10 protein-coding genes, 1 tRNA gene and 1 pseudogene are annotated in these 10,843 nt (G+C 61.8%); 7 read left to right on the top strand and 5 right to left on the bottom strand.

The window, feature by feature from the left end; all coding sequences use genetic code 11:
• The 3 genes and pseudogenes from IB272_RS34290 to IB272_RS34280 all read right to left on the bottom strand — a co-directional run.
• Positions 1-484 (bottom strand): annotated as a pseudogene (locus IB272_RS34290) (phosphoketolase); the annotation flags it as partial.
• A 202-nt stretch (positions 485-686) separates the two neighbouring features.
• Positions 687-1,352, bottom strand: coding sequence for a CBS domain-containing protein (locus IB272_RS34285; RefSeq protein WP_034803496.1), 666 nt, complete (start codon positions 1,350-1,352; stop codon positions 687-689).
• Between the two features lie 98 nt (positions 1,353-1,450).
• Positions 1,451-1,540, bottom strand: a tRNA-Ser gene (locus tag IB272_RS34280).
• Between the two features lie 311 nt (positions 1,541-1,851).
• On the opposite strand from IB272_RS34280, the gene IB272_RS34275 reads away from it, so the two are divergent.
• From IB272_RS34275 to IB272_RS34260, 4 genes are all read left to right on the top strand, one after another.
• On the top strand, positions 1,852-2,886 hold the full coding sequence (locus IB272_RS34275; protein WP_060585148.1) for a septal ring lytic transglycosylase RlpA family protein: 1,035 nt from the start codon (positions 1,852-1,854) through the stop codon (positions 2,884-2,886).
• Positions 2,887-2,949: 63 nt separating this feature from the next.
• Entirely contained in the window at positions 2,950-4,110 is a 1,161-nt protein-coding gene (locus IB272_RS34270; RefSeq protein WP_060585151.1) for a D-alanyl-D-alanine carboxypeptidase family protein, read from the top strand.
• A gap of 101 nt (positions 4,111-4,211) precedes the next feature.
• Positions 4,212-4,895, top strand: a complete 684-nt coding sequence (gene tmk / locus IB272_RS34265) for a dTMP kinase (protein WP_244497364.1) — start codon at positions 4,212-4,214, stop codon at positions 4,893-4,895.
• The gene (locus IB272_RS34260; protein ID WP_113135729.1) at positions 4,892-5,920 is read left to right on the top strand and encodes a DNA polymerase III subunit delta'; all 1,029 of its coding nucleotides are present in this window, start codon (positions 4,892-4,894) and stop codon (positions 5,918-5,920) included. Before tmk ends, IB272_RS34260 begins: the two co-directional genes overlap by 4 nt.
• On the opposite strand, the gene IB272_RS34255 is transcribed toward IB272_RS34260, so the two are convergent.
• Positions 5,915-6,220 carry a pyrophosphatase gene (locus IB272_RS34255; protein ID WP_034803487.1) on the bottom strand — a complete coding sequence of 102 codons (306 nt, stop codon included), beginning with the start codon at positions 6,218-6,220 and terminating at the stop codon, positions 5,915-5,917. The genes IB272_RS34260 and IB272_RS34255 overlap by 6 nt on opposite strands.
• A 176-nt stretch (positions 6,221-6,396) precedes the next feature.
• On the opposite strand from IB272_RS34255, the gene metG reads away from it, so the two are divergent.
• The 3 genes from metG to IB272_RS34240 are packed head-to-tail and all read left to right on the top strand — an operon-like array spanning position 6,397 to position 9,577.
• Positions 6,397-7,950: a methionine--tRNA ligase gene (gene metG, locus IB272_RS34250; protein WP_060585154.1), complete on the top strand. Its 1,554-nt coding sequence runs from the start codon at positions 6,397-6,399 to the stop codon at positions 7,948-7,950.
• Positions 7,951-7,962: 12 nt separating this feature from the next.
• On the top strand, positions 7,963-8,742 hold the full coding sequence (locus IB272_RS34245) for a TatD family hydrolase (RefSeq protein ID WP_060517162.1): 780 nt from the start codon (positions 7,963-7,965) through the stop codon (positions 8,740-8,742).
• A gap of 1 nt (position 8,743) precedes the next feature.
• The gene (locus IB272_RS34240; protein ID WP_060585156.1) at positions 8,744-9,577 is read left to right on the top strand and encodes an MBL fold metallo-hydrolase; all 834 of its coding nucleotides are present in this window, start codon (positions 8,744-8,746) and stop codon (positions 9,575-9,577) included.
• Positions 9,578-9,609: 32 nt separating this feature from the next.
• On the opposite strand, the gene IB272_RS34235 is transcribed toward IB272_RS34240, so the two are convergent.
• Positions 9,610-10,566 (bottom strand): phosphoribosylaminoimidazolesuccinocarboxamide synthase, encoded by a 957-nt coding sequence (locus IB272_RS34235; protein WP_192445874.1) that lies wholly within the window; start codon positions 10,564-10,566, stop codon positions 9,610-9,612.
• Positions 10,567-10,843 lie beyond the last annotated feature (277 nt).

Genomic DNA, 10,843 nt, shown 5'->3' with positions numbered 1-10,843 from the left:
CAAGCTCGCCGCCCTCATGGATGCTGCCGGGCGTTTCCGGCGCCACATGGCTCGGGATGCCGCCGGGAAAGCTGAACTGCTTGAACAGCCGCTGCATGCCTTCGGCGTCTTCGGCGATGTTCGGATAGAACTCCGTATAGGTCCCTTCCAGATAGGCATGCGCCACCAGAGACGGCCCGCCATGGCCGGGACCGATGATGTAGATCATGTCGAGGTCGTCGCGTTTGATGACGCGATTGAGATGCACGTAGAGCATGTTGAGGCCCGGCGACGTGCCCCAATGGCCGAGCAGGCGCGGCTTGATGTGCTCGCGCTTCAGCGGTTCGCGCAGAAGCGGATTGTCGAGCAGGTAGATCTGCCCGACCGACAGATAGTTCGAAGCGCGCCAATAGGCGTCCATCAGGCGGAGTTCGTCGGCCGATAACGGTGCTCCTGATTTTCCGGATGCCGTCTCTTTCATCGATGCTGTTTCAGGCGAAACCATCTGAGCCTCCCGGTCAAAAGGACCTATGCTGAAATTCCCTCCAGCTTGCCGTCGCGCAAGCCATCGCAGTCTCTCGAATTCGCTACGGTCGTTGCTGTTTTTTCGGCGGGCAGGATGGTGGAACGCTTGAAGTTGGAACGACAGCAGCAGGAATACGCTTGCAGCGCCGCGGACACATGCCGCGGCGGTCTCGACGCATATCTTATTGCGGATAGGGCTCGGCGTAGTGCTCGACCACGCCGCGAACGCCGCGCACGTTCTCAGCGAGGATGCGGGCCGCCTTACGGCAATCGGCGGTATCCACGTTGCCCCAGAGGTGCACGATGCCGTCGGTCACGGCGACCTTTATGTCCAGGCCTTCAAGACCGGTATTTTCGCCGATGCGCACCAGGATACTGCGCCGGATGGCTTCGTCGCCGGCCGCCGTCTCGTCTTGCTTTGCGGACAAGATCGCCTGCAGCAGATCGGCGCGACTGACGATACCGACAACAAGGCCGTTTCTAAGCACCGGTACACGCTTGATGCCGCGCTCCCGCATCAGAGACGCGACGCGCGCGACCGAGGCATCCTCATCGATGGTCACGGGATTGGCCGTCATGGCATCACCGACCCTCCAGGAGGATCGGCGCACATAGGCGCTCGCCCGCTCGTCCGCGGCCCCGGCCGGGTCGGCGACCGGAATGCCGCCGCCAAGCTCGCTCCGGCGAATGAGGTCGCCTTCGCTGATGACGCCCACCAGGGCTCCATCACCGTCGACCACGGGAAGGCCACTGACATGATTGTCGAGCATGATCCGGGCTGCCTGCCTGACGCTGTTGTCAGGGGACAGCTTGACGACCGACGTCGTCATTACATCTTTAACGCGCATGTCGATCCCGCTCCCCAAAGGACTTGGCACCGTCATTTCGCTTCGTAAGGTAGTCCCATCTCGTCGGTTCGACAACTAATGGGTGGAGAAAAGGGAAATGGCGGACAGGGTGGGATTCGAACCCACGGTACGGTTTCCCGTACGCTGGTTTTCAAGACCAGAGCCTTAAACCACTCGGCCACCTGTCCTTGCCTGAAGCACCGCGCGACTGCGTGCCGGGCACGGCGTTATTGCGCGAAGCCTTGGCGCTTTGCAAGAATTAACATGCGTCGCTGCAAGATTTTCTCGACCGCTTTGAAGAGCAGGCGCCGGGCCCGATCACGTTAACCAGCCGTAAACCATAACTCACGAAATGCGGAGCCGGCCTGTGGATGAGTTCGCATTTTTGCCTTGATGATGTCATGAATACACACCTGTTCCGTTTCGGGACGTCGAGATTTCCGCTGGGGGTAAGCGGCAGGTTTCGAGTACGGCTTTATCGATCGATGTTGTGGGACAGATGACCTCCAATAAAAATGCGGCATATCTGGTCAAGGGACTGCGCCTTGCGGCGATCCCGGCACTGTGCGTAACGCTTGCCGCCTGCGGCTCCACGTCGAATGTCAAGAAAACTGCGCGGAGCAAGGAGTACTTTCCTGAATCCGTCTATGGCGTAAAGGCGAGCCCGCGCGTTGCCACCGGCAACAACATCCCGAAGGGCGGCGGACGCTTTCAGGTCGGCAAGGCGTATCAGGTCAAGGGCAAGTGGTACCAGCCCAAGGAAGACTTCGGCTATAACAAGACGGGTATGGCATCCTGGTACGGCTCCGCCTTCCACGGACGCCTGACCGCCAACGGCGAAGTCTACGACAAGGCGCATCTGTCGGCCGCCCATCCGACGTTTCCGCTGCCGAGCTACGCCCGCGTCACCAACATGGAAAACGGCACCTCGGTCATCGTGCGCGTCAACGATCGCGGCCCCTACGAATACGGCCGCATCATCGACGTTTCCTCGAAAACGGCAGACCTGCTCGACATCAAGCGCAAGGGCAGCGCACAGGTGAAGGTGCAATATGTCGGCCGCGCACCGCTCGAAGGCAACGACATGCCTTACCTGATGGCGTCCTATGTCGAGAAGGGCCAGCGCGGGCCGAGCATCATGCCCGAAGGGCAGATCGCAACCGGCGTGATGGTTGCCTCGAACGAACCGTTCCGCAAGCAAAGCCTCGGCACCATCACCGTGCCGGCCAAGGCGTCGCTCGACGTCAGCGAACCGGTCACCGCGATAGCCGCGCCCGTGCCGCAGTTTGCCCAGCAGCCGGCGTCGTTCAACGAATTCGTCATGCTGCCGGAAATCGGCCCGATCCCGCGCGAGCGGCCGGAGTACATTCCGATGCCCGACGGCAACATGGCCTATGCGGCTGCCTATTACGAAGTTCGCGTCAGCGACGCCGAATCGCCCTTCGAAGCGATCATGGTCGACAAGAAGCAGCTAACGCCGCAAGTCATCGTCGACTACGCCAAGCGCCAGAAAACGAACGGTTCGGCCCGTTAACAGTTCTCGGCGTTGTGCCAAAATGACCACGCTGCTATGCCCGAGGGGAAACCGGAGTTTCCCATGCGCATGAAGATGCTTTCGGCCGCTTTCCTTGGCCTTGCGTTGTTTGCCGGCGCCGCATTCGCGCAAACGCCGGCACCCGCCTTCGACACCAAGGCAAAGCAGATCCTGCTGGTCGATGCAGAAACCGGCACGGTGCTTTTCTCGCGTGCCGAAAACGACCCGATCCCGCCAGCCTCGCTTGCCAAGCTGATGACCATGGAGGTCGTCGCCGAGGCGCTCGGCAAGGGCGAAGTCTCGCCCGAAACCCTCTACGACGTATCGGAGCATGCGTGGCGGACCGGCGGCGCGCCGGCCGGCACCTCCACGATGTTTGCCGCTCTGAAGTCGCGCATCCGGGTCGCCGATCTCCTGCAGGGCGTAGCCGTTCAGCTGGCCAACGACGCCTGCATCATTCTCGCCGAGGGCATGACCGGCAGCGAAGGTGCATTTTCCGAGCGCATGACGGCGCGCGCGCGCGAACTCGGCATGCCGGTCGCGACCTTCCGCAACGCGACCGGGCTGCCCGATCCCGGCAACAAGATCACAATGAGCGAACTGGTGACGCTCGTCCGCCACCTGCACGAAGCGCATCCCGATCTCTACCGGCTCTATTCGCAGCCGGAATTCGAATGGAACAAGATCCTCCAACGCAACAAGAACCCATTGATCTCCGCCAATATCGGCGTGGACGGCCTGGCAACGGGCTTTGCCGAAGGTTTCGGCTTTTCGCTCGCCGCGTCGCTGCAACGCGGTGACCGCCGCGTTTATCTCGCGATGGGCGGCCTTGAAACCGACAAGGAACGCATCGAGGAGAGCCGCAAGGTTCTCGACTGGGCGATGACCGCCTTCGAGAAGAAGCGGATCTTCGCCGACGGAGAATCGATCGGCGAAGCGGCCGTCTATGGCGGTGACGCGTCTCACGTCGCGTTGGTGGCCGGTGGTCCGGTCGACGTGCTGCTGCCGGTCAACAATCCCGAGCGGCTGACGGCGCGCATCGTCTACAAGTGGCCCTTGCGGGCGCCGGTGACGGCCGGCACGGAAGTCGGCGTCGTCAAGCTGTGGAACGGCGAGAAACTGTTGCGCGAGGTCCCGGTCAAGACGGCCGGCGCGGTGGGGCAGGGAACCCTGACGAGCCGCGCGGTCGACGCCCTGCAGGAACTGCTTTTCTTCTGGCTCTGAGCCGCGCTCACTGGAATGCCTCTTCAAATCGTCACCTGACGGTTTCGCCCGGAGGACCAATCGGCTAAACAGGGCCAAATCGCATGCCGATACGGGAAAGCATGGTGTCGCTGAAAAAAGGTCTATTCGTAACATTCGAAGGCGGGGAAGGTGCCGGCAAGTCGACGCAGCTCCGCCTGCTAGCCGATTCCCTGCGCGCCCGCGGCTACGAGGTGCTGACGACGCGCGAGCCGGGTGGTTCTCCCGGCGCCGAGGCGGTGCGTCACGTGCTGCTTTCGGGGGCTGCGGAATCCTTCGGAGTGCGGATGGAGGCGATTCTCTTTGCCGCAGCGCGCAGCGACCATGTCGAGGAGGTCATCCGGCCATCGCTCGACAAGGGCATCATCGTGCTTTGCGATCGCTTCATGGATTCTTCGCGCGTCTACCAGGGCATCACCGGCAATCTCGAACAAAGCTTCGTCGAAAGCCTGGAGCGCGTAGCAATCAACGGTGTCGTGCCGGACCGCACCGTGATCTTCGACCTGCCCGCCAGCGTCGGCCTCGAGCGGGCGCAACGCCGCGCCGGCGACGACAATCCCGATCGTTTCGAAAAGGAACAGCTAGAGACCCACGAGAAGCGGCGCGACGCCTTTCTCGACATTGCCAGACGCGATTCCGAGCGGTGCCGGGTGGTGGATGCGACGCAGCCGGTTGAGGCCATCGCCGCCGAGGTGCTTTCGCTTGTCGAAGCGCTTCTGCCGCATGGCGACGGCACGGACACGTCCGCCGAGGAAGCCGTGTCATGAGCGAAAGAGCCGGGGTCCTTGATGGCGCCATTGCGCCCACGGAGAACAATCGCCTGTTCGGCCATGAGCAGGCGGAAGCCTTCCTGGCGCAGAGCTATCGCTCCGGCAAGGGGCACCACGCGATCCTGATCGAAGGGCCGGAAGGGATCGGCAAGGCGACGCTTGCCTTCCGCTTTGCCCATCACATCCTAAAAAATCCTGAACCGGCCGATGCGCCTGAAACGCTTGCCGACCCGGACCCGAGCTCTGCGATCGGCAGGCAGCTTGCCTCCGGCGCCTCACACAATCTCCTGCACCTGGCCCGCCCGATCGATGAAAAGACGGGCAGGGCGAAGGGGGCGATCACCGTCGACGAGGTCCGGCGCGCCGGCAAGTTCTTCAGCCAGACCTCCGGCACGGGCAATTGGCGCATCGTCATCATCGATCCGGCCGACGATTTCAATCGCAATGCGGCCAACGCCATCCTGAAGATCCTCGAGGAACCGCCGCGCCGCTCGCTGTTCCTGGTGCTGACGCATGCACCCGGAAAACTGCTGCCGACGATCCGCTCGCGCTGCCTGCCGCTGCGACTGAAGCCGCTCGACGCAGCACCGCTCGGCCAGGCATTGGCGCATCTCGGTTTCTATCTCGAGGGCGAGAATGCCGGGCGCATCATCGCAGCCGCCAGCGGCAGCGTCGCCGAGGCGCTGAAGCTGATCAACTATGGCGGACTGGAAATCGCGGCAACCTTCGAGGGCATCCTTGCAGGGCAGGGACCGTCTGTCCGGAAAGACATGCACAAGCTCGCCGATGCCCTCGCCGGCAAGGACAGCGAAACGATCTTCGATTTCTTCCAGGCCCTTGCCAGCGATCGCATCATGCGCGAGGCGCGGGAGGCGGCCGTTTCGGGCGATATCATGCGCGCCGAACGCTTCGCCCGGCTGTCAGCCTCCGTGACCGAGCGACTGACGGTCAGCGATGCCTATAATCTCGACCGAAAGCAGACCATTCTGTCGCTGCTCGACGATATGAAAGCGGCGCTATAGCGCCGGCTGAAAACGCCATTTTCGCTCGATCGCCGCCTGGAGGTCCAGCTTGTGGTGCTGCGCGAAGAGCAGGACGTGCCCAAGAAGGTCTGCGGTCTCGTCGGCCATCTGTGCCCGGAGGTCGTCCGGCGATTTCCCCTGGGACCGCCCGCGACCGCTGAGCTTGTTCCAGGCCTGCGTCAGTTCCCCCATTTCCTCCTGCATCTTCAAGATGAACCAGTCGGGGTCGCGCTCGATCCCGTGCGCGGCGGCATAGCCGGCCGACGCGGTTTCAAATTGGCTGCCAAGTTGATCCAGCACGACTCACCCCTTCATTTGTTTCCTGTTTGTTCTAAATCTTGCACGCGGGGCGCGCAAGGAGGAGGGCGGTGGCGGCGGCCGCTTCGGCCGGGCTTTTCATGGATCGCATGTTTCTTCCTAACAGCGTATGCGCTAAGAGCGTGCGTAGCTTAATCCGAGATAGATCGAATCCGCCTATGAGAGACACGTCCCCCTTCTACATCACGACAGCGATTTCCTACCCGAACGGCAAGCCGCACATCGGCCATGCCTATGAACTGATCGCGACGGATGCCATGGCGCGCTACCAGCGCCTCGACGGACGTGAGGTTTTCTTCCTGACCGGCACGGACGAGCACGGGCAGAAGATGCAGCAGACGGCGCGCAAGGAAGGCGTGACGCCGCAGGAACTTGCCGACCGCAATTCGGCCGAATTCCAGAAGATGGCCGTGGCCCTGAACGCGTCCAACGACGATTTCATCCGCACGACCGAGCCGCGCCACCATCAGGCGTCGCAGGACATCTGGATCCGCATGGGCGAGGCGGGCGACCTCTACAAGGACTCCTACGCCGGCTGGTATTCGGTGCGCGACGAAGCCTATTATCAGGAGAACGAGACCGAGCTGCGCGCCGACGGCGTGCGCTACGGCCCGCAGGGGACGCCGGTCGAGTGGGTCGAGGAGCAGAGCTACTTCTTCAAGCTGTCCGAATACCAGGACAAGCTGCTGAAGCACTACGAAGAGAATCCGGATTTCATCGGCCCGGCCGAGCGCCGCAACGAAGTGATCTCCTTCGTGAAGTCCGGCCTCAAGGACCTCTCGGTTTCGCGCACCACCTTCGACTGGGGCATCAAGGTGCCGAACGATCCGGCGCATGTCATGTATGTCTGGGTCGACGCGCTGACGAACTACATCACCGCGACCGGTTATCTCGACGATCCCAAGGGCCCGCGCGCCAAGTTCTGGCCAGCGAACATCCATGTGATCGGCAAGGACATTATCCGCTTCCACGCGGTCTATTGGCCGGCGTTCCTGATGTCGGCCGGCCTGCCGCTGCCCAAGCGCGTCTTCGCGCACGGCTTCCTGCTCAACAAGGGCGAGAAGATGTCGAAGTCGCTCGGCAACGTCGTCGACCCGTTCAACCTCGTCGAACATTTCGGTCTCGACCAGATCCGCTATTTCTTCCTGCGCGAGGTGTCGTTCGGCCAGGACGGCAGCTATAGCGAGGAAGGGATCGCGACCCGCATCAATTCCGACCTTGCCAACGGCATCGGCAACCTGGCGAGCCGCTCGCTGTCGATGATCGTCAAGAACTGCGACGGCCAGGTGCCCGTGTGCGGCCCCCTGACCGACGAGGACAAGGCGATGCTGGCTGCGGCCGACGCACTGCTTGAAATCACCCGCGACGAGATGGGCAAGCAGATGATCCACCGGGCGCTGGCAGCCATCATCGCCGTGGTCTCCGAGACCGACCGTTACTTCGCCGGCCAGGAGCCATGGGCGCTGAAGAAGACCGATCCAGCGCGCATGGGCACAGTGCTCTACGTGACCGCCGAAGTCGTGCGCCAGATCGCCATCCTGCTTCAGCCGTTCATGCCGGAATCCTCGGCGAAGCTGCTCGACCTGGTGGCTGCACCCGCCGACAAGCGCGACTTCGCAGCGCTCGGCGAGGCCGGACGTCTCGTCTCGGGCACGCCGCTCGAGGCGCCGAAGCCGGTCTTCCCGCGCTATGTGGCACCCGAAGCGCAGTAAGGCATCTTGAGCATGCTGATCGATACCCATTGCCATCTGGACTTCCCCGATTTCGAAGCGGAGCGCGACGCAATCGTCGCGCGGGCGCGCGAGGCCGGTGTCGAGCAGATGATCACGATCTCGACCCGCGTGAAGCGGTTCGAGACGATCCTTGCGATCGCCGAGGCCTATCCGAACGTCTTCTGTTCCGTCGGCACCCATCCGCACAATGCAGACGAGGAGCTCGATATCACCACCGAGGATCTCGTGCGGCTTTCGGCCCATCCGAAGGTGGTGGCGATCGGCGAGGCGGGCCTTGATTACTTCTATGACAATGCGCCGCGCGAGGCCCAGGTCGAGGGCCTGCGTCGTCACATTGCGGCTGCCCGCGAGACCGGCCTGCCGCTCGTCATTCACAGCCGCTCGGCCGATGAGGACATGGCGGCGATCCTGACCGAGGAAACCGGGAAGGGGGCCTTCCCTTTCCTTCTGCACTGCTTCTCTTCCGGTCCGGAGCTTGCCCGTGTCGGCGTGGAGCTCGGCGGCTACGTGTCCTTTTCGGGCATCCTGACCTTCCCGAAATCCGAAGAGCTGCGTGAAATCGCCAAGACCGTGCCGCATGACCGGATGATCGTCGAAACCGATGCGCCGTACCTCGCGCCGAAGCCGTTCCGCGGCAAGCGCAACGAGCCGGCTTACGTTGCCCATACGGCAGCCGTGCTTGCCGAGACGATCGGCGTGACCACTGAGGAGATTGCAAGGATCACCACGGAGAATGCCTTCCGCGTCTTCTCCAAGATGCCGAGGCTCTGACGTGGCGTTCCAGCGCACGTTCACCATCCTCGGCTGCGGCTCGTCACCAGGCGTGCCGCGCATTACCGGGGACTGGGGCGCCTGCAATCCTGACAATCCGAAAAACCGGCGCATGCGCGCGGCCTTGCTCGTCGAGCAAATCGCGCCCGACGGCGGCAAGACGACCGTCGTCATCGACACCGGGCCGGATTTTCGTGCGCAGATGGTCGCAACGAACGTGCGCCACATCGATGCGGTGATCTATACCCATTCCCATGCCGACCATCTGCACGGGATCGACGACTTGCGCGGTTACGTCATCGAAAACCGCAGGCGGGTGCCGATCTGGGCCGATGCCTATACGATGGGCCGTATTCGCGAGGGGTTTGGTTATTGCCTGGAATCACCGCCAGGCAGCGGCTATCCACCGATCGTCGAGCCGCACATCATTGCCGATGATCTGTCGCCGGTGGTGATATCAGGCGCCGGCGGGCCGATCGCGTTCCGGCCGCTGATGCAGTTTCACGGCAATATTCATTCTCTGGGCTTCCGCATCGGCGACTTTGCCTATTGCAGCGATGTCAGCGATTTTCCGGCCGAGACCATTGCCAAGCTCGGCGACCTCGATCTGCTGGTGATCGATGCGCTGCAGTACAAGTTCCACCCGAGCCATCTGTCACTGGTGCAATCGCTCGGCTGGATCGAGCGCCTCAAGCCAAAGCGGGCGGTGCTGACACACATGCACGTACCGCTGGATTACGACACGGTGCAAGGCGAGACGCCTGATCATATCGAGCCGGCATACGACCTGATGCGGCTCGAATTCGATGTCGATGATCCTACGCTCAGCGCCTAAATCAGATTAGAATAAATCTCTAATGTACTGATTTATTTTGAGAAATATGGCGTCAGGTTGGCGCGAATGCGATCCAGAACCGTCGCACCCGACAGATCCGGAACGAAGCGCTGGCCGGTGATCTTTTCGAAGGCTTCGATATAGACTGCCGAGGTCTGCTCGATGAGATCAAGTGGAATTTCCGGGATCGGATCCTTGTAGGGATCGCAGCGCGCAGTGACCCAGGCACGGACGAAATCCTTGTCGAAACTCCTGGGACGTTCGCCGCGCTCGAAGCTTTCCTGGTAGCTGTCGGCGATCCAGTAGCGGCTGCTGTCGGGTGTGTGGATCTCGTCGGCGAGAATGATCGTGCCGTTTTCGTCGGTTCCAAACTCGTATTTGGTGTCGACGAGGATCAGGCCGCGCTCGGCGGCGCGCTCTTGACCGCGGGCAAACAGCGCATGCGCATATTGCCAGACGGTATCGAGCTGTTCCTTCGTCAGCAGTCCTTGCTCGAGGATCGCTTCGACCGAAAGCGGCTCGTCATGGCCGCCGTCGAAAGCCTTGCTGGTGGGCGTGATAATTGCCTGGGGAAGCTTCTCATTGTCGCGCATTCCGTCCGGCAGGGTGATGCCGTACATCTCGCGCTCGCCGTTGCGGTATTTCGTCAGGATCGAGGTGCTGGTCGTTCCGGCGAGATAACCGCGCACGACGACCTCGACCGGCAGGATGTCGAGCCGCTTGCCTATGACGACATTGGGGTCCGGATAGCTGACCACATGGTTCGGGCAAATGTCGGCGGTTTCCTCGAACCAGTAGCGCGCCGTCTGCGTCAGCACGTGACCCTTGTTCGGGATCGACGTCAGGATGACGTCGAAGGCGCTGAGGCGGTCCGTCGCGATGATGATGCGGTTGCCATCGGGCAAGTCGTAGTTTTCGCGAACTTTGCCTTTGTAGCGGTTTGGCAGTTCTGGAATGAAAGCATCTGAAAGAACGCGCAATTCGCTCATCACATCTGGCCTTGAAAATGAGGTGTTCGGTTCGGGAACGCTAAGCAGGCTGGAAAGGCCGGGTCAAGCTCGCCAAGGCAACGTTCAGCCGCAATCCATGCTTTCCGGCATATACGTTAGTTCCATAATCTATCTTATGTGATCTTTGCATGTAGCCGCAAAGTTAAAGTGTCCTGATCCTGCAAAGTTGGAATGTCACTCTCCCCGGGTTTTGATGACCTGGGAGATTGCGGATGGGATTGATTGCGATGAGCGAGCGCGATCTGCAGCGGATTGA

The sequence above is a fragment of the Ensifer sp. ENS08 genome, from assembly GCF_014852195.1.
Classification (GTDB): Bacteria; Pseudomonadota; Alphaproteobacteria; order Rhizobiales; family Rhizobiaceae; genus Ensifer; species Ensifer adhaerens.
Note: the sequence above shows the minus strand (reverse complement) of the source record. Positions and strands in the feature narration are given on the sequence as shown.

Excerpts from the sequence above, each read along its gene's own strand:
- IB272_RS34245 (WP_060517162.1), top strand. The coding sequence starts at position 7,963 with ATGCTGATCGATACCCATTGCCATCTGGACTTCCCCGATTTCGAAGCG.
- IB272_RS34235 (WP_192445874.1), bottom strand. The coding sequence starts at position 10,566 with ATGAGCGAATTGCGCGTTCTTTCAGATGCTTTCATTCCAGAACTGCCA.
- tmk (WP_244497364.1), top strand. The coding sequence starts at position 4,212 with ATGGTGTCGCTGAAAAAAGGTCTATTCGTAACATTCGAAGGCGGGGAA.
- IB272_RS34275 (WP_060585148.1), top strand. The coding sequence starts at position 1,852 with ATGACCTCCAATAAAAATGCGGCATATCTGGTCAAGGGACTGCGCCTT.
- IB272_RS34270 (WP_060585151.1), top strand. The coding sequence starts at position 2,950 with ATGCGCATGAAGATGCTTTCGGCCGCTTTCCTTGGCCTTGCGTTGTTT.
- IB272_RS34285 (WP_034803496.1), bottom strand. The coding sequence starts at position 1,352 with ATGCGCGTTAAAGATGTAATGACGACGTCGGTCGTCAAGCTGTCCCCT.
- metG (WP_060585154.1), top strand. The coding sequence starts at position 6,397 with ATGAGAGACACGTCCCCCTTCTACATCACGACAGCGATTTCCTACCCG.
- IB272_RS34260 (WP_113135729.1), top strand. The coding sequence starts at position 4,892 with ATGAGCGAAAGAGCCGGGGTCCTTGATGGCGCCATTGCGCCCACGGAG.